At 42.3% G+C, this 19,710-nt stretch carries 13 protein-coding genes; 5 read left to right on the forward strand and 8 right to left on the reverse strand.

The window, feature by feature from the left end; genetic code table 11:
* The first annotated feature begins 173 nt into the window (after nt 1-173).
* The gene (locus tag ACK4HU_RS04105; protein WP_409803574.1) at nt 174-1,025 is read left to right on the forward strand and encodes a sugar phosphate isomerase/epimerase family protein; all 852 of its coding nucleotides are present in this window, start codon (nt 174-176) and stop codon (nt 1,023-1,025) included.
* A gap of 138 nt (nt 1,026-1,163) precedes the next feature.
* On the opposite strand, the gene ACK4HU_RS04110 is transcribed toward ACK4HU_RS04105, so the two are convergent.
* The 6 genes from ACK4HU_RS04110 to ACK4HU_RS04135 form a co-directional block, all read right to left on the reverse strand.
* Nucleotides 1,164-3,455, reverse strand: a complete 2,292-nt coding sequence (locus ACK4HU_RS04110; RefSeq protein ID WP_409803575.1) for a BamA/TamA family outer membrane protein — start codon at nt 3,453-3,455, stop codon at nt 1,164-1,166.
* On the reverse strand, nt 3,445-8,334 hold the full coding sequence (locus ACK4HU_RS04115) for a translocation/assembly module TamB domain-containing protein (protein WP_409803576.1): 4,890 nt from the start codon (nt 8,332-8,334) through the stop codon (nt 3,445-3,447). Before ACK4HU_RS04115 ends, ACK4HU_RS04110 begins: the two co-directional genes overlap by 11 nt.
* Nucleotides 8,335-8,871: 537 nt before the next feature.
* Nucleotides 8,872-9,153: a PAAR domain-containing protein gene (locus tag ACK4HU_RS04120; protein ID WP_409803577.1), complete on the reverse strand. Its 282-nt coding sequence runs from the start codon at nt 9,151-9,153 to the stop codon at nt 8,872-8,874.
* 2 nt (nt 9,154-9,155) lie between these two features.
* Nucleotides 9,156-10,895 carry a type VI secretion system tip protein VgrG gene (gene vgrG, locus ACK4HU_RS04125; protein ID WP_409803578.1) on the reverse strand — a complete coding sequence of 580 codons (1,740 nt, stop codon included), beginning with the start codon at nt 10,893-10,895 and terminating at the stop codon, nt 9,156-9,158.
* 202 nt (nt 10,896-11,097) lie between these two features.
* The gene (locus ACK4HU_RS04130; protein WP_409803579.1) at nt 11,098-11,541 is read right to left on the reverse strand and encodes a nuclear transport factor 2 family protein; all 444 of its coding nucleotides are present in this window, start codon (nt 11,539-11,541) and stop codon (nt 11,098-11,100) included.
* A gap of 293 nt (nt 11,542-11,834) precedes the next feature.
* Nucleotides 11,835-13,007, reverse strand: a complete 1,173-nt coding sequence (locus ACK4HU_RS04135) for an MFS transporter (protein WP_409803580.1) — start codon at nt 13,005-13,007, stop codon at nt 11,835-11,837.
* Nucleotides 13,008-13,617: 610 nt separating this feature from the next.
* Between ACK4HU_RS04135 and ACK4HU_RS04140 the strand changes: the two genes are divergently transcribed.
* A complete protein-coding gene (locus ACK4HU_RS04140; RefSeq protein WP_409803581.1) occupies nt 13,618-16,056 on the forward strand; it encodes a DUF5686 family protein in 2,439 nt (812 codons plus the stop codon).
* Nucleotides 16,057-16,125: 69 nt separating this feature from the next.
* Nucleotides 16,126-17,493 carry a sulfatase gene (locus ACK4HU_RS04145; RefSeq protein ID WP_409803582.1) on the forward strand — a complete coding sequence of 456 codons (1,368 nt, stop codon included), beginning with the start codon at nt 16,126-16,128 and terminating at the stop codon, nt 17,491-17,493.
* 47 nt (nt 17,494-17,540) lie between these two features.
* Here the strand turns inward: ACK4HU_RS04145 and ACK4HU_RS04150 are convergent, their stop codons facing one another.
* Nucleotides 17,541-17,843, reverse strand: a complete 303-nt coding sequence (locus tag ACK4HU_RS04150; RefSeq protein ID WP_409803583.1) for a helix-turn-helix domain-containing protein — start codon at nt 17,841-17,843, stop codon at nt 17,541-17,543.
* A gap of 114 nt (nt 17,844-17,957) precedes the next feature.
* Here ACK4HU_RS04150 and ACK4HU_RS04155 point away from each other — a divergent pair, with 114 nt between their 5' ends.
* A complete protein-coding gene (locus ACK4HU_RS04155; protein ID WP_409803584.1) occupies nt 17,958-18,290 on the forward strand; it encodes an MBL fold metallo-hydrolase in 333 nt (110 codons plus the stop codon).
* 3 nt (nt 18,291-18,293) lie between these two features.
* Nucleotides 18,294-18,698 (forward strand): hypothetical protein, encoded by a 405-nt coding sequence (locus ACK4HU_RS04160; protein WP_409803585.1) that lies wholly within the window; start codon nt 18,294-18,296, stop codon nt 18,696-18,698.
* A 93-nt stretch (nt 18,699-18,791) separates the two neighbouring features.
* Here the strand turns inward: ACK4HU_RS04160 and ACK4HU_RS04165 are convergent, their stop codons facing one another.
* Nucleotides 18,792-19,523 carry a succinate dehydrogenase/fumarate reductase iron-sulfur subunit gene (locus tag ACK4HU_RS04165; RefSeq protein WP_409803586.1) on the reverse strand — a complete coding sequence of 244 codons (732 nt, stop codon included), beginning with the start codon at nt 19,521-19,523 and terminating at the stop codon, nt 18,792-18,794.
* Between the last annotated feature and the right edge of the window lie 187 nt (nt 19,524-19,710).

Below are 19,710 nucleotides of genomic sequence, written 5' to 3' on the forward strand. Positions count from 1 at the left end.
GCTAGTAGTTAGACACAAGTATCAAGAACTTCGACATTCGACATTCAGCACCTGCCTGCTGCAGGCAGGTTCGATATTCATTATTTCATAAAATTTAAATATCGAACACCGAACGTCGAATATCGAATAATGAAGAAAATTGAGATTCAGGTAAAATTTGAACCAGAGAATTAATGAACAAAATAGGATTCAATGTGCTGGCTTGGTCAGCGGAGATTTCGGAAAGCTTATTGCCGATTTTAGATCGATTGAAAGCAATTGGCTACGATGGGGCTGAATTTTTTGTGGGAGGAACGGATGAAAAATCCTGTCGTCTGGTAGGAGATCATTGCAAAAACATTGGTCTCGAGGTCACCACGGTGACCGTGATGGGTCCTGATGAAAATCCAATTTCTCCCGATTCTAAAATTAGAGCCAAGTCTGTAGAAAAACTCAAATGGATTCTCGACAGAGCCGCAGATCTCAATTCTCAGGTGCTCTGTGGACCTTATCATTCAGCTTTCGCAACTTTCGCATCACGAGCACCAATCGAGGATGAATACAATTGGTCAGCTGAGGTGCTTCATGAAGTCGGGGACTACGCTCAAAAGCTTGAAATTCTGATGACTCCTGAGGCACTTAACCGCTTCGAATGCTACCTCTGCAACACCATGGAGCAATTGAACTATTTGCTGGCTAAAGTCAATCACCCCAACGTTCAGGCGATGTTTGACACGCATCACGCGAATATGGAGGAGAAAAAACTGGGTTCTGCGATTGAATTTATTGCTCCCAGATTACGCCATTTTCATATTTCCGAAAATGATCGAGGTACTCCGGGTTCGGGTCATGTCAATTTCGATGAGACTTTTGCAGCATTAAAAAAAGTAGGCTATTCAGGCTGGCTGACTATCGAAGGTTTCACTCGCAACGATCCTGCTTTTGCGAATGCCATAGGAGTGTGGAGGAATTTCTCAGAACCGTGGGATATGGCTGAGAATGGATTTAAGTTGATCAGAGAGATGGGAGAGAAGTATGGGATTTGATTTACGATTTTTGATTTACGATTTACGACGTTTATGTTTCTCTTGATATCAAAGACCAATTGGTACGGCCTTCATAAAATGGAATTTCCGGGGAATCAAATTATAAGGCATTTTTAAATTCTTGCCAAGAATGCACCCTTAAAAAGGATAACCAATTGCAAAATTGAAGATAAGGTTTTCTTGTCTCCAAGATCTGCTTCCAATATTGAAACTATTGCCCCATTGCTCTCCATCCGGTAAGTAAGGAAGCCGAACTGGCACACCAAGATCGAATCGAAGGACGAAAAATTGAATATCTACACGTACACCGACACCGGTACCTACAGCGATTTCCTTCCACCATCTAGAGCTAAACTTACCACCCGGAAGGGCTTCATTTTCATTTTGGAGCCAAACATTTCCTCCATCCATGAATACCGCTCCTTTCAAAATCGAGAAAATTGGAAACCGATATTCGATATTTCCTTCAAGCCTGATATCACCCGCCTGATCAAAGAAAGAGTTTAAGGTCAAAGTCTCAGGACGATAACTTCCAGGTCCAATCGATCGGATTCTGAATGCTCTCAAGCTATGCGGACCCCCAGAGAAAAACTGCTTGCTGAAGGGCAATGAACTGCTGTTCCCATAAGGAAATCCCGCTCCTACAAAAAGTCGTGTGGCTATAGTTTGGTTTTTGTCCATATTCAAATGATACCTCAAGTCCACATCGAATTTGCTGTATTGGGCGTATTCGAGTCCGAAAATTTTTCCATTAGCTCCACCCGTTGCCCGATCAATCAAACTGATTGCATTGCCGGCAAAGTCAAGTCCAAATCCGAGGAAATAGGCATGCGTACGAAACTTGTCATTCAGTTTATTGTAGTTGAACAAGTAGTTAAGTCCCACAATGAAATTTTGATCAAAGCTTCTTCTCAAAAAAGGATTACTGTCAAGTATCGTCTCAAACTCCGGAGAAGCCCGAGTCAAATTGACTAGGTTGATGCTTATGGGATTGAATTCATGGTAGGCAAATCGGCTGGCATTCCAGAAATAACCAAAATTGACAAAAAAGGAATTGAGCCGATATAGCCCCCCTCTGCTGAGGTATTCCGTCCCGAGATTGATTTTAGTTTTTGGTACAGAATAGCTGAACTTTTCATTAATTGGGAAAAAGAACATGATTCTTGGGATAATCAGATCTCCCTGAAGTCCGAGTTCCAATGACTCCAGTCTTTGCCTTTCGCCACTTGCCAACTGAACTTCATAACCAACTTTGGACGTAATGCTAAAAGTCTCCCCGCCGCGAAATAGATTACGGTTGCGGTAGATCAAATTTAAGGCAGGTCCTGCAAATGAATTGGATTTGGATACACCTAGGAGCTCCGCCCGCAAGGACCGTTTGGTCAATGGCGAAAGCTGAAATATTGCGGTGAGATGCCCCAAGGAGTCCTCCATTGGAAGCTCATTGTAGCGTAGATTGACAAACTTATAATTCCCGATCGAACTCAGTCGATTACTCGATAGCCTGGATCGGGTGGGATTGTAGAGCTCCCCACTTTGAATTAAAATGTATTCATCGAGCAACTTAGGTTTGAATACCAATACATCTTGAATAAAGCTTTTTCCATTTACGACCACGGTATCACCGGCTAGTGCTTCCTCTTTCACAGAATAGTTTGGAAAGACCAGAATCGAATCTACCACGTAGGGGATTAATCCTGATTTGGGGATATTTGGTTTTAGGGAGAGATATAGATCAAAACTGCGCAGTGAGTCGGTAGTGTTGGTATCAGCCTCAAAGATCAGGTAGTCTTTATTGAAATTATAGTAGCCATTTGCTTTGAGTAAAGAGTCGATCCGCTCCCGCTCTTTTTTGAATCTCTCCAATTCAAATCGATCCCCCTTCTTCAGCACTGATTTGTCTAGTGATTGGATGATTTCCCGATCAATCGGAAATGAATCTCTTTCGTAAGTGAGGCTGGTCATTTGATAGGGCGCACTCACTATGGCCTCGTATTCCACTGATGCAAAATACTTCTTCTCTTTTATCTGGGAGCTCGACTCACTAAAAAAGAACCCCTTGTTATCCAGACGGTTTAGAATCAAGTCTTCGGTAAGTTCAGGGTTTACCATGCTGAGGTACACAGGTTTTTCTCCGATTTTCTTATTTATAAACCGGAGTATAAATCCAGGCTTTTTTTCTTGGCTTTTATAATGTGCCCAAACGCCGGGGTAGCCTCCTAGAATTTTTTTATTTGACCTCGGGCGGAATAAATTTTCCAACTCGGCCTCTATGTCCTTTCGTTCTTTAACTTTCGGAGAAAACTCCAAACTAAGACTAGCTCCTGTGTACAGCTTTTCCCCTTCGGGAATGTATTTTTTCACACTACATCCGATGACAAATGAAGTGATCAAAACCAGTAAGGCCAGATAAGTTGATTTAATTTTCATTGCTGCCACTTTTATCTTTTTCCTTGACAGGAATATCCGGTTCAATCTTAGTTTTAACCCACAGGTCCTTAAATTCATTAAACTCCCGATTGAAAATCAGTCCCATCCCAGTGACGAATAGCTGACCATCAATAATGGACTGGAACTCATTCTTTCTAAACGCCCTGATTCTCCATTGACCATCCTCAGTAAGCATATATTCCAAACTAATGTTGGCGAGGATGGAATTGTTCTGATCAGCATCCTGAGAACCACCCTCCAAATCCATTTGGCTGCCTACCTGCACGACCAATCGATCATTAAAAAGCTTCTGTTGTGCATTCACGTTGAGGTCTGTTCGATTTCGCCCAGAGCCGCTCTGAAAGTCTTGGTAGCTGTCCACACCAAATCCCAAGGAAAATCCACTGTCACCGAATAGTTTGCCTGAGAGTGCGTTCATTTGATCCGAAAGTAACTGGCTGGCACTATTTCGAGCGATTCCTTCGGCACCGCCTCCGGACCCGTCGCTTCCTTGTGAAGGGAAGAAGCGGTCCATGACTAGAAGCGAGAATACTTGCTTATTGAGTTCGTCTTCCTGCTCGTTGAGCTGCAGAATTCGGGAATAAACATTTCCACCTAAGGAACCTCTAGCGGTTTCGGGCATATCAAGGGAAAAAGTAATTTCTGGCTTAAGCAAATCTCCCTTTACATTCAGATAAACCAGGAAATCCAGCCGCTGCTGATATTGGGATTGAAGCTCTGAAGAGGCACCCGTAAGTTGTGATGCCATTAGTCCAGAGGCACTGGTTTCTACTTTGTAGATAGCGCGAATGTCCAATGTGGCATCCAATGGATCTCCATTCCAGGTAATACGGCTCCCCTCATAAATTGTGAAATCTTTGCTGATGAGGTTATAAAGGGACATTTGATAGCTTCCACTTTTTACCTCATACACTCCCGAGAGCGTGATTCTTCCATTTGGGTTGATATCCAATCTTAGATCAGAATCACCTGAGATGGTGAGATTATCTCCTGAAGTTGGATCAATTATGATTTTAAATTTAGCTTTTGGATCGACTTGAAGCCCTGCCTGAATCGAATAGCCTGCAAAATTACTCGAGGTTTGATCAATAGACCTTGTCAGGATATCATCAGGGTTAGTTTTGTTAACAAAAACCACCACACCCTCTCTATTGATGATATCCAATTCTGTTTCCGGGATAATAAGCGTAATGTCGGTGCGGTCTCTGACCCTAAGATTTCCAGCCACCACAGGAAGATTCAAGTTTCCTTTGACTGTGATGTCAGCATCCATCACAGCTCTGCCATACACGAGCTCATTTTCAGTGTTGTCGCTATTGATTGCCATGAAGTTTTTGGCATTGATCGACAAGTCAAAAGTGGGATTTATAAGCTCTTCGGTGCTTATTTTTCCATCAATGATAAACGTGTTATTTTCCTGATCCCGAATGGTAAACTGTTCGAGATATACCCCTTCATTGTCTATGCGAATCGTTTCTTCAGACAGGAGGTATGCGGTGCTGAGTTGGGTAGGAAAAATCGAGGCATCACTGAAAAGGAATTCACCTTTATACACCGGCTCGGTGACTGTTCCATTGACTGTCACTTTACCGCTGAGTTGGCCTTTCCCATTTTGCAACTGTCCCTGAGAAAGTGATGCAATTTTCTCTACATCCATCTGACGGAGATCTAACAGCAGGTCGAGTTCTCCTCCTGCTTCATTTGCTACAAATGCTCCTTCAAGCTCCAAGTCAAGTCCCTTGTCCTTTAGTGTTAGATCGAGTTGATAATTTCCGCCACCTTTTGCTTCGGCAGTTAGGTCAAGTTTCCCTAAAAGGGTATTCAGCACATGGAGATCTTCGATGCTCAGTTCCCCTAGAATTCCGGTGGCACCAAAAGGATTTTCTACTACAAGAATTCCATCGAGGGAACCTGACGCCAAGGTATCTTGAGCATTAAGAATTCGGGTGAAAGTTTCCAATTGGAAGTTGGAGAATTCAGTGGCAATATTTTTTTCAGTGAACCCCTCCACATCGTGTTGAATGCTGAGCGATTGCTCCCCATTTTGAAGAACAAAATCCTTGAATTGGAGCGAATTTTCCGTGTAAAGGATACCATTGGAATCCGGAATGGTCCAACTTACTCCGTTGAACAGCAGGTCCTCCTCTGAAAGGTGAACTTGGACCGTGTCTCGGCTGAGTCCGACATCAAAAGGGATATGAGTGAAGATTTCACCTGCCTCATAAACTAAAAAGTCAAGCTTCAGACGGGAATTATCAAGTACGCCTGTGAATCCTGTTTGCTCCATTTGAATCGGTCCAGTGGTCAGACCCAAAAATCCAAACCTGAAATTCAAATCATTTTCATTAGCGTCAATTCTGATCCGAAGACTATCAACCTCAGTTCCACCATAGATAATGTAGGGGAAATCCACAGCTGCTTTGAGGAAATTCTCTGATTCGATAAAGTCCACCTTGACACTTGCACTGTCAAAGCTCTCTAATCCTTGCAGCAGGACTTCAGAAAGGAGCGGATCATCGACCAAAGTCAAATTCAAATGGAACCTGACATCTGATTGACTTGAAGAATCTCGACCCCCTCCCAGTGGATCAAGGTACTGGGATAACACACTGATGAGTGCGGTTTGAAGCTCTTCAGGAGATGAATTGCTTCCAAAATCCCCCATTAGTAGTTTGCTGTTAATTATTGCCCCTGTAGTATCCGGGCCAAGAATTGTCCGTAAATCCACCTCTCCAGTCAAGTAGGATTTGTTTTCATAAACAATTGTACCATCAAAAAGGCGGGCGTTGGCAGTAAATGATTCCAGATTTCCGTCAAAATTTGCCTCCAATTTTACTCTCGCTCTGCTGGTTTTTTCTGTAAGTCCTAATTTGTAAAAATCCGCCCCCTTAAGGTCAAGATTCAACCCTACTAGAGACCGAATGGAATCGAGGGAGATATCTGCCAGCATGTCAAAATCAAGATATTCCTGCTTTAAACCCATGGAAAGTTGGCCGATTCCTTTTTGCAGTTGACCATCCAGATTTAGCCCACTCAGATCGATGCCATTGACACCTAATTTCTCAAAACTGGTCTCCAATTTTGCGTCCATGGAGTATAAATCATTCCCCGACCCTGAGGCTTTCAAGGAAAAACTCAAGGTGTCCAGGTTTGGATTTTGGAGTAGCTCACCGATCAAAAGATTAAAACCATCTACATCCGCTCGGAATGCCAGTTGCTCCTGATTTTGGAACATGCCGGAAAGATTTATTGAACCAAAGCTGCTAGTCAGTTCCGCTTCGGAATTCATCTTTTCCAAATTGCCCACCAAGGATGTTTGAATAGCCAAATTCTCAGGCAGTTTAACACCTAACTCGTCCTCCTTCACAAAGTGAATCAGATCGGATCTTGTGCTACTCATCAGGATCGACGGAAAGTCAAACGACAAATTATCCGTATCAAGCGCATTCCTGAGTTTACCAGAAGCATTCAGTCGAGTATCAGACCAGCCCACACTCAGCTGTCTGACATTCATTTCCGCTGCGCTTCCTGATAGATTGGATTGGATGGCAAAAGGTGATTTCACCAATTCGCGAATCAGCGTGTCCTGCTCAAGAGCTCGTGAGAAGAAAAATGCATCACGGAGGTCCAAAGTGGAAGGTGAAACGGTCAGATTGAGTTGACTATCTTCAGGCTTAGTAATAAAATCTGCAATTGAAGCAAAAGTCACTTTTCCTTCTGCTATGAGCTGACTTCGGTTGGTTCTAAGCAAAAAATTATTCAGGTCGAGGCTTTGATTTTGGAGTGCTAAGTCAAAATTAAACCGCTTAAGCTCAAACCCACTTCCTTCCCTGAAGGTAAGGCTATTCAATTGAGCAGATGCGAGATTGGGACGAAGCAGGATCTTTTCTGCATCCAGAGTCAGGGCGGTGAGTTGAATAAATTCGGGGTTGAATTCGTTTCGCAAGCCAAGATTATCACTTGTTTGGTAGGATAGATTTGTAGAGTCAATCGTGAATTTTTCTACAATTACATCCCAATCAGGCCAAGAAAAAACAGCAGGTTCAATCGGATTTTCTTCAACTGAGCCACTCGCTTCACCCAGATCTTTCCAAGCGATTGAGGAGTTTGAAAGCTCAATTTTAGTCAATCGGATGATTTGATCTCTTATGTTTCCTTCCGGGAGTTGGACGAGAAGCTGCCCCAAATTGACCTTGGCTTCTTGCTGATCGGGCAGGTTTTTATAGTCAAGCGAGATGTTGTTCAGGAGTAATTCTTCCAGTTTGAGCAATGGTTGCACTAGTGGTGAATCCAAATCCTCTTCTTCCACTGCAAATGGCTTGCTTTGGAAATAGCTTATTTGGGAGTCTTTCAAGCTGATCTTTCCCACTTCAAAATTGAAGCTTCCCAAGTCTGCCAAAGGAATCGAAAACAGAAATTCTCCGATTTTCAATTCGGCATCCATTCCGGCCACTTCATCTTTGTAGCTGAGGTCAAAGTCTTTCAGAGCCGCAGATTCTATGGAAAGGATAATTGGTTGATCTGAGCTGTTTTCTTGAAGTTCTTGGCTTGGAATAGTGTCTGAAGCAAATGCTTCAGTTAGAAAATCAAAGTTGAATTTACCACTAGCTTCGTCCCTCCGGACTCTTGCAGTTACGCCTTCCCAATTTAGTTTTTTGACTCGTATAGTGCCTGAATTGATAAATTCGGCTATTCCGATCCCAGCTTCAAGATTTTTAGAAGAGAATAAGGTGTCTGAATTCAAGTCACCCAAATAGAGGTCCTCAATAAAAATATTACCAGAAAAAGTAATAAAGAGGCGGCCGATACTTACGTCTGTTCCTGTCTTATTTTCAACAAAAGAGGTGGCTTTGTTCACGACGATTTGTTGGCCCCAGGGACTTCTGATAAAAAGAATCAAGGCAATGATCAGCACTAACAGAACTCCGAGGATTATCCCCAGGATCTTGAATGATTTATATAAAAAACTCTTGACAGTGATCGGCAAAGTGAATTTGTATTTGAGGTCCGCAAAAGCCGGCTTTAACTTTTTTGATGGAGTTACGCTCGATTAACGAGGTTTAAAACGAACTAGATTGATTGGTTTTAACCCCGAAATCTGAGTATAATGTTCCCAAATTCCTTAGAAAATAATCAATTCAAACTCTGTTTTGTTTAAAAACTAAATAGCTCCCTGTTCACAGTTCAATAAACAGGCCATTAATCCGGTGGGTTTCAGATATGGATTTTTTATAGTAATTCTGATCTTGGGTTTAGTCAAAAAAAGCTAAGAGAGGAGAAGGGAGAAACAAAATAATAGGCATTGGATTCATACTATTAAAAAACTAGTTTTTTTAACCAAAAGGTTTGTAAACAAGCAATCCTAAATGGAGCTCAATTAACAAAATAACCGCAGTTACCCAATTAAGACCGTAGAGGCACCAACCACCACAGTTGCCCCGCAACCAGTTCTATCACCGACTCTAAGTGCCGGTTTACCTCCTATAAATACAGAAACACTTCCTTCTATAAAGGGACTTGAATTGGGCTGATGGACATTTGGAGCTAGCCCACATATATGTGTATCTCCTAAAGTTGCAGCAGGCATGCCACTTATCAAAACAGTTGAGTTGCCTGGTCCAACAACAACTCCTCCATGGGAAGTTGTATCACCTACTCTTGCAGCTAGAAGTCCCATGATTAATTGATTTGGATAATGGAGCCTTTGACAACCGTAACTGCCGAAGATTGAAGTGTCGCTCCCGCGCTTCCTTCTGCATTTAATGACCCTTGGGCCGATAAAGTTATATTTACAGCTTCAATTTGAACATCGCCTGAGGCTTGAATTTTGAGATTTCCAGAGCTCATTAAATCCATTCCCCTGCTATTCATTTTTAGACGGTTACCGTTTTCATCTTGTATCGTAATTCCGCCATCTTTTTCACTCAGATGAATAGAATTACCCTTTGGCGTTTCGATTTTCAAAGCAACGTTTTCATCTTCGAAAGTAAGTTTCATTCCAGATCTGGTAAAAATTCCTTTTTCATGATTATCATCAGATGGGTTAATGGGTGAGGGGTGAGCACTGCTGAATAGTTGACCTAATACCACAGCATCTCTAGGATCTTCATTGACGAAACCTACGACTACTTCATCGCCGATTTCCGGGAAAAAAACAATTCCACGATTTTTTCCTGCATCCATAGTTGCAAATCTTGCCCAGATTCCTTCTTCATTGGAATTGATCAAAGGCAAAAGAACTTTCACACGATACGCACCCTTCGGGTCCTGTTCAAGTGCTGTGATTTTTCCATACTGAAGCCCCTTAATTCCCGGGATAATTCCGGATCCTGTCAAATCAAGTGAGTCTTCTTTGGGTTGTGCTAAAAGCGTAAAATCCAATCCCAATTCCAAATTTGTAACCCAATTTTTGGATGAAGAAATCTCATGATTGACAGAAGCTACAAAAGCTTTACCGCTGAATCGATCTCCAAATCCCCGAAGCGAAACCAAATCCCCGGGCCTAATTTTAGGGTTTCCAAACGTAGAAAGCCTGCCATGAATTTTTGAAAGTCTCCTAAAGTATAGGTCTGCATCAGTCCAAGCTTGTAATTCTTCATCCGTTCTTGATCCCCCATCTTGGATTTTGCTTTCGTCCGATCCCATTACACTGGCTAAATCTATCCCCCGAATATTTCCTTGGAAGTCTAAATTTGGCTCTTGGGCAATTTTTTGAGTAACATTCTGCAATGCCTGATTCCAAGAAACACCATTTGATCTATAAACCTGATTTTGAGCGTCAAGTTCTGCTTCAAAAGTGATCACATTTGTCAAGATTAATTCTGCAACAGTTTTAGCGTCAATATTCGGCTTGAAAATTTCCACCTTTCCATTTTGAACTCTTACTAAGTTGCCAATAGCCTTAGTCCGAGTAATAATAAAATCCCAATCGGTAATGGAATATTGAACCATTTCCGGATGGTTGATACTATTCTGCTCCAGACTGAAACTAAGATTGGAATAGGAACTAATTAAATTCTGGAAAATATCTGAATCTGAAGAATTAAAATAATACCTGCTTTTTTTTCCTTGGGTCATTTGAACGACAGGATCATTGATTTCCAAAGTCAATTGGGAAGAACCTTTAGAAATATCGAGCCGATGTTTAATGATGGTTCCTTCAAAAATTTTATTCTGAACTTGATTGTAACCAGCCTTGATTTCAATTTTTTTACCGGGTATAAAAAGGGCACTATCGCTCCATTCGAAATCACCTAATGGATTAATCCTATCAATAAGGATAAGTTTTGCTGTTGGCACTTTGTTGATTGCCTGAAATATTGAGATCGAGCTAATTTCTACTAACGATGGTATAATAGAACCTTCTGAAAGTACAGAAATTGACAAAACATTTGATTTTCTTAGAAGAGTTTTTGACATAATTCTGAATTTAGCGTCCTAACGTTTGTTCGATATTTCACTAAAACCAAACAAGTTTCAATAATTATTTTTTTGGTAAAAAGCAGATTATAAGACCCTTAAATTAGGTCAAAAATCTAAAAGATTGATCAATATCTTCAATTCCTTTCCTTCAAAATAATACCTCACAAGGTCCAGTTTTGTCAAAAATTGGCTGATTTTCTTACTTCACATCTTCCTCAGGTATCGCCATCGTGTGATTTGCCAGCAGCCTCCATTCACCATTGACTCTGGTATAAGTTCGCATAAAGTGATACCTCACCGGACTTGGGCCTCGGTCGACTACAGTGAATCCACTGACCACGCCCGTTTCACCCAAAATAATAACCTGCTGATCTCGGGAACTTCGATTTCGAGTGTCGTCTTTTTGACCGGCCTGAATTCGTTTGGCCCTTGAGACTGCAGCCTCCTTTCCGTCGATCTGGCTGGCATGATTATGTACCCAGACAAATTCGTCTGCAAGGAGGTTTTCAAGGAAGGCTACATCTGATTCCAAAAGCGCCTTTTCCCAACCTAAGTCTAAACTTAGGAGCTTTTGCTCCGGATTTTGCGAGTGGGAGAAAAAGTGGACGGAGAAAAAGAAGAAGGTTAGGAGGATGGATTTCATTGCATTGGGATTTTTTTAAAATGTAAGGAATTATGAAGGATCAAAAAAACATATTAAAGTTTGGCTAAAGCCCCGTGGTAATTGAAATTCTTGGAGGAAAGGGCTAAAGCCACATTCCTATTCATAAGAGTTCAATCCAAATTGATTGACCAAATTAATCCATTCTCAGTATAGATTAAACCCACTCCAATTCATAGAAAAGGACCTTTAGACGGTTCCTAATGAATTCCATCCAGCTTCAGCTGGATGATTTAAAAAATCGCCACCTATTTTGCGGCTTTAGCCAAATCTTTTTAGCCCGTTGATCTCCCAGCCACTTTCTTTTGCATTAACCCATTCATTAGAAAAATCAACAGAAGGAAAATCCCCAAAAAGCCCAAAAGGAAAGAAAAGCCTGTAAAAATTGCGATTTTCCCAAAAAGAAAAGGCATCAAGGTTATCCCAACATACGCACTCGCCATCTGCATTCCCATTATGGTTTGAGAATGCTTTTCTCCGAAATTAACAGGCGTCTCGTGCAAAAGGCTTGGAAATATAGGTGCGCAACCCAAACCAATCAATAGAAAACCAGGTAAAACGGTAACAGAAGAAGGAAGAAAAAGCAGAATCAAACCCAAACCGATAACTCCTTGCCCGAGATAAACCAATTGACGATTGCTGAAATGCAGGGTTAAAAATCCCGAGAAAAACCGTCCAATCGTAATTCCTAAATAGTATAAGGAGGTAAGTCTCGCTGCCTGGTCCACCTCAAATCCCCGCTCGAAAACCAAATAACTTGCACCCCAAAGTCCAAAAGTGGCTTCAATCGTACAATAGCAGAAAAAGACGACAAGAGCCTGCTTTAGTCCCGGAAGAGTTGTCAAAAGGGTGAAAAAATTTAGTGACTTTGCTTCTGAGGTTGACGCATCGACTCCTTTGTTTTTCACCCAAAGTGGTAGAGAAAAGATCAAGATCAACACTAAAGCGATTTGAATCCAAGCCACAGCTTGGTAACCACTATTCCAAGATTCACCTTTTGCCAGGTATCCAGCCATGATCAAAGGACCAATTGCAGCCCCTACGCCCCAAAAGCTGTGAAGCCAATTCATGTGTCTAGCTTGAAAGTGCAGGGCCACATAATTATTAAGCGCAGCGTCTACACTTCCTGCACCAAGTCCCAAGGGAATCGCCAAAAGGCACAAATAGAGAAAGTGATGCGAATAGGCAAAACCCATTAAGGCTAGGGCGGTGAAAAGCACGCTAAAAGTCGTAACCGTTGACACTCCAAACCTGCCGATCAGTTTACCACTAAAAAGACTGGAGACCACCGTTCCAGCCGCCACAATCATGGAGATAATGCCTGCATAGTCTAGCGGAACTCCCAAGTCCTCGAACATTGCAGGCCATGCCGAACCTAACAGAGAGTCAGGGAGTCCAAGGCTGATAAAGGCCAGATAAATAATTAGAAGGAGAAGTCGCTTCTTCAAGAATGCAAGGTTTTGGTGGTCTGGAGACTGGTTTCTAAAAATAGAAAAAATGAGCAATCGATTTTATCAAATTTGATTTTACACTTCTTTGCCAATAGATTAATTTTGATTGACAAAATCTAAAAAAGATTGTCTGCTTCTTTGCCAGAAATTAAATTCAATCAAAGGTAACAACCTCCAATTCTAATTTCAGGTGTCATGTCCTGATTTTACTTGACAGAATATTTACAAACTAACTGAAATTGTTCAATCTCCCGATTTTCGGGACAGGCATTTCAGGGTTGTTGTCCCTGATTAGATCTCTTCAATTCCCCTCGTTTCACACGGGGCTCCACCACGGCGGACTAGTAATTCAAAGTTTAACCCTTTCAGGGTTGTTTATCTACACCCTCTCCGGCCTTCGGTCTCCGGTCGCCTGTGCTGAGCGGAGTCGAAGCATCCAGCCCCCTACCTATGGAAAATTCGCCTATTGGTAGAATTCCGTATATCCCTAAATTAAAATGAGCTCCTTCCATTTTCCTCATCCATCCCTTAAAATCCTGCATTGGTGTAGAGGTCTCAACTTTTCTTAGAGAGTTTCAGTTAATTGCTCACATTGAACAAATTAACTATGCAAGCTTTGAAGATCAATTTTGCTTTTGCTGCGGCGTTGTTATTCCTTTTTTTCAATGGTCAGTTATTTGCTCAGACTGAACGAACAACCTTTCAGGTTTTTGATCAAAGGTCTGGGCAACCCATTCCATTTGTTCATATCAAAGTGCAGAATAAGGAAAGCACCGGTACGACCTCGGATGTCCGTGGCTCTTTTTCTGCTAAAACATTTGAAGAAAACGATGTACTGATTTTCTCTCACATAGGCTATCAAAGACAGGAAATCCCATTTTCTCAGCTACAAAGAAATCCTATTATTTTCCTCGTTCAGGACACTCAAGAATTGTCTCTTTTTGAATTTTCCGCAGGAGAAAATCCAGCCTTAGCTCTGGTCCGAAAAGCAATCGAGAACCGTGAACTCAACAATCCTGAGAAATTGGATTCCTATCAATATGCCAGTTACAACAAGATGGTTATGACCCTTGACGGGCTGGCTGAAAATCCCGAAGTGGATGACAGCTCGGTCAACTTTCTCGAAGGAGGTCATCTTTTTATGGCGGAAAGCTATTCGGAAGTCAAGTTCAAAAAGCCCGGAAGGCGAAATGAGACCGTCAAAGCATCGAAAGTTTCAGGGATTCAAAACCCGATTTTTGCAGCTGTATCAACTAGCTTTCAGCCGTTTTCAGTTTACACCGATCAAATCAAAATCTTGGACATCCCTTTCGTTAATCCCATTTCCGATGACGGAATGCGGAAGTATGATTATTTTCTGGAGGATAGCCTACAGACTGATTGGGGGAAATCTTACTTGATTAGCTACCAGCCCAAAAGTGGAAAATCTTATAGATTGGGAAAGGGATTAGTCTACATTTCCTCCAATCAATATGCACTCGAAAACTTCCTTTTCAAACCAGCTGAGGACATCGGGCAGATCAATTTTGAGATCCAGCAGAAGAATAGTTTTGATGGGGAATTTTGGTTTCCCGAGCAGATGAACAGTATTTATAACTTTTCAGAATTGGATTTCCAAGGGAAGAAAGCCAAGCTGGTCAATCAGACTTTTCTCTCGGAAATCGGTATAAATAACCTTGATCCCAAGGAAAAGATCAGCGCAATCGGAGTGACTTATGACTTGAATCAGGATGGATATGAATGGAGTCAAATTCGTCGGGATTCGCTAAGTAGCCGTGAGTACCTGACTTATGAGCGATTCGACAACTTGGATCAAAAGACAAAAAGACTGCTCAACAACGGAGCAAATATACTGGCCTATCTCAGTACAGGTCGAGTCAAATTGGGAGTGGTGGACCTTATTCCAAGGCGGCTTTTTCGCTTTAACCAATTCGAGCGATTTGGGCTTGGACTGGGTTTATCAACTAACGAAAGGCTTTCGGATTTTTTTCGGGTAGAGGGTTATTTCCGCTACGGATTTAGAGACAAAGCTTGGAAATATGGTGGCTCGGTTGGCTTTTTGCTTAATTCCGAACTGGATTCCAGATTGCAACTTGGATACAGTAAGGATATTGAGGAGCCCGGTAGGTCTTTGCTTCCTCCCAGCAGATCTTTCAGCTCTTCGGGATCGATCTTTCGTGATTTCCTCACGAGCAGAATGGATCAGGTTCAGCGATATTCTATAGAATATTCCCAAATGCCATTTAAGGGTTTCCGATACAAGTTGATTGGTTCAGTTGAAAATCGAGCCAATGTCCTTAATTATGTAGAAGTCAGACCATCTGATAGTTTCATCAGCAACTTTACTGCAACAGAAGCAGGGGCTGAGTTGAGCTATGTGGGTGGAGAATCGACCACTCGCATCGGCAATGACATTGTATCCATGACTTTTGCTTATCCTATCCTTGGGCTGCGTGTTTCCAAAGCGATTCCGACTCTTTTTGGCGGGGAGGTTGATTTTTGGAATACCGAATTCAAATTTCAGCATCAGTGGAGCCGCGGTAATTCCCTCAATCAGTTTCACATGACCGCACAGGGTGTTTGGGGTTCGGACCTACCGATTTCTTATTTGAATACAGGTTTCGGTTTCCAGCCCGGAGAAGGAGGTCGTTCCGATTTTTCCTTTGCATTTCCGGGCTATTTGCAGACGATGCGGATTTACGAATTTCTGTCAGACCGAAGCATTCACTTGAATTATTCACACATGACAGGACCCATATTCAATAAGAAGCTTGAAAAAATGGCATTTGCTCCACAGCTGAAATTTCATCAAAGCTTTGCTATTGGATCTCTGAACCAACCCGAACGCTATGAATTCATAAGGTTCCAAACGATGGAGCGGGGATTTTGGGAATCAGGCTTGGAACTGGCCAATTTGATCAAATTCACCTCAGGTTTCAATACTCAAGGCTGGGGGATCGGGGTCTTTTATCGCTATGGGCCTTATGCTTTGCCGGCCGCAAAGGATAATCTGAGGTTGACACTTTCGTTGACGGCAGCTTTTTAGCTACTTAGATTTTCCTAGCTCAGGATAGCGCAGGGTGCAGATCTTGGAGATTTTAGATTAAATTATAGGATGAAATATTCCTTGGCATTAGTGTTTTTCCTTTTTGGGTGGATCCAGATTTTTGCGCAGCAAAGTCGCCCAAATATCATTTTTATCCTCACCGATGACCAACGCTGGGATGCATTGGGTTTTGCAGGGAATCCTATTATTCAGACTCCAGAGATGGACCGATTAGCAGCAGAGGGGATTTACTATGAAAATGCCTTTGTCACCACACCAATTTGTGCCGCAAGTCGGGCGAGTATCCTTACCGGACTTTACGAGCGGACGCATGGCTACACTTTTGGGCAGGGGGATATCAAAGCTCCCTACATCAATGAATCTTATCCTGTCCAACTGAGAAAGGCGGGCTATTTTACGGGATTCTTTGGAAAGTTTGGGGTGAATTACAAGGATTTTGAGTCGCTCTTTGATGAGGGGGATAGTTATGATCGGAATGGAAAGTTTGATGATCGAAGAGGATTTTTCTTTAAGACATTGGGAAAAGACACCGTCCACTTGACCCGATATACCGGACAGCAGGCAATTGATTTTATTGAGAATGCGCCTAGTGAAAAGCCTTTTATGCTTTCCCTGAGTTTCAGTGCGCCACATGCCCACGATCCTGCTCCCTTACAATTTTTCTGGTCTCCTGAGTATGATACGATGTACCAAAATATCACCATTCCCGATCCCTTGTTGAAGGAGGATTCCTATTTCCAAGCCCAACCTGAATACGTCAGAACCGGGGAAAACCGTACTCGCTGGCATTGGCGATATGATACGCCGGAGAAGTATCAGCACAGCGTCAAGGGCTACTATCGTATGATTTCAGAAATCGACACTGAAATCGGTAAAATCCGCAAAACCTTGGAGGATAAAGGCCTTGCAGAAAACACGGTGATCATTTTTATGGGGGACAATGGCTACTTCTTGGGGGAAAGACAACTTGCCGGCAAGTGGCTGATGTATGATAACTCACTTCGTGTGCCACTGATGATCTATGACCCTAGGGAAAAGGGAGGGAAGCGAGATCAATCTTTTGCGCTAAATATAGATGTCCCAGCTACAATTTTGGACTTGGCAGGAATCCCCAAACCTCAGGTGTGGCAAGGTCTTTCTTTGAATTCCGCAAAACTGTCAAAGCGAAAGGAACTGCTGTTCGAACACCTTTGGCAGACTCCGATCATTGCACCGAGTGAAGCGATCCGAACCGAGCGATGGAAATTCCTTCGCTACATTAATGATAAGGATCATGAGGAACTGTATGATTTACGAGTTGACCCCTTAGAAATTAACAATCTAATCGCCGATCCTAAACATCAAAAACTGATCACTCAACTCCGCAGGAAACTGGAGAAAAAGGTGGAGGGGTATGTGAGGAATAGGGTGGAGTAATCTATGGAACAGGGGAACTTTATTAAGTTAATTATCTGATAATAATTCTATAAGATTTTAATGTTCAGTTCTAATCGACCTCCAAATCCTAATTCAACGATTTTTTGAAGGGTCGAGATTCGAGCTTCTTTTAGATTGTTTTCAATTTTTGAAATATAGGATTTTGTGGTTCCTACTTTCTCGGCAAGCTGTTCTTGAGTCATTCCCAATTCTACCCGAGTATCATGTATTAATGCTCCGATTTTGAATGCTTCATAACCTGACTCAAGCTCGTCCCGCTCTTTGGTTCCTCGCTTACCGTAATTTTTCTCTTTGAATTCTTCAAGAGTTATCAAGTTTTTATTATTCATTTTGCTCATGTAGTGAAACAAATCAACCATGTCATTTTTAAAATAATAATTCCGGGAATTTTATCTAAGTCATAACTGGTGTCTCGTAACTTGCAATCGAAGCGTTCAAATTCTATGAAACTCCATTTCCCCGCTATCTTCTTTGTTTTTCTTTTTTCTGCTCATTGCCTTTTTGCGCAGGAGAATAAATCAATCTATCGCTCGGAAACCCTTGAGATCCACCAAATCAGTCCCAATACCTTTATGCATATCAGTTACCTGAGCACGCAGGATTTTGGCAAAGTCGCTTGCAATGGGATGATCGTCATCAATGGGGGAGAAGTGCTGATTTTGGATACTCCTACAGATGATGAGACTAGTCGTGAATTGATCAGTTGGTTGGAAAATGAACAGAAGGTCAAAGTAAAAGCCGTACTAGCTACGCATTTTCACAATGACTGTGTATGAGGATTGAAGGAGTTTCAAGCTAAAGGCGTTCCGTCCTATGGTTCGCACAAAACGATTGCTTTGGCAAAAGCCGCCGGAGATCCAGTTCCTGAAAATGGCTTCGACGAGGAACTGATTTTGGGGGTCGGAGACTTGAAGGTGATCAGTAAGTTTTTTGGAGAAGGCCACACGCGCGATAATGTGGTCACTTATGTTCCTTCAGATCAGGTGCTTTTTGGCGGATGTCTGATTAAGGAATTGGGAGCAAGTTTTGGCTATTTGGGAAATGCGAATACCGCAACTTGGTCGGAGACCGTCAGAAAAGTGAAATCCAATTTCTCTGATGTCCGAACTGTAATCCCTGGCCATGGCAAGATCGGGAATGTGGAATTGTTGGATTATACGATTCGGATGTTTGAGGGGAAGTAACGAATCAATTTTAGGGATAGCGCCAACCATTCATTGGATCTTGTTTAAAAACCTGTCTTATTTAAATAAAAAATATCATCCTTCCCTAATCCTTTACCCTTTTATCCACCTTCTATTAGCTTTGGCAATATTAGTTATGGAGATTCCCTGTGGGCAAACAACTTCACAAGCGCCGGTATTTGAACAGGCACCAAATCCCTCAGCATCCATTTGTTTGATCATGTTTTTCACACGTCTGGAAGCCTCGGGAAGACCTTGGGGAAGCATCGATAGATGATTGATTTTTGCAGATGTAAACAGCATCGCACTTGCATTTTTGCAGGTAGCCACACATCCACCACAACCTATACATGCTGCAGCATCGAAGGCTTTTTCGGCAAGTTCATGATTGATTAATATCGTATTTGCCTCCGAAGCCTGTCCCGTATTTACCCCAATATATCCTCCGGCCTGAATGATTCTGTCGAAAGCGGAACGATCGATGACCAGATCTTTTTTTATGGGAAAAGCGGCCGCACGAAAAGGTTCAAGGTATAAAGTCTGCCCATCATGGAAACTCCGCAAATGAGTTTGGCAAGTCGTTGTTCCTTTATTCGGACTATGCACATCACCATTGATCACAAAACCACATTGACCACAAATACCCTCCCGGCAATCACTTTCAAACGCAATGGGGCTTCCACCGGATTTGATGATTTTGGTATTGAGATGATCCAGCATTTCCGGGACAGACATATGTTCATCCAAATCATCAACCTGATGTTTTTCAAAATGCCCTTTGGCTTTTGGTCCCGCTTGCCGCCAAATATGAAGTAGAAGTTGCATGTATTTTAATTTTTTATTTTATGCTTTTCTGCCTTTTTCTCAGTTTATCAAAATGGCCTCGACTTCGCTCGGCCACCGGAAATTGTATTTGGTATGGAGGGGGAGAGGATGCGGCGGAGCCGCCTCCTCTCCCCCGTCTCACAACAATAAATATTGGACACCCAGCGCAGTCGCGGTGGGGTTAATA

Source organism: Algoriphagus sp. (genome assembly GCF_046296635.1).
GTDB lineage: Bacteria > Bacteroidota > Bacteroidia > Cytophagales > Cyclobacteriaceae > Algoriphagus.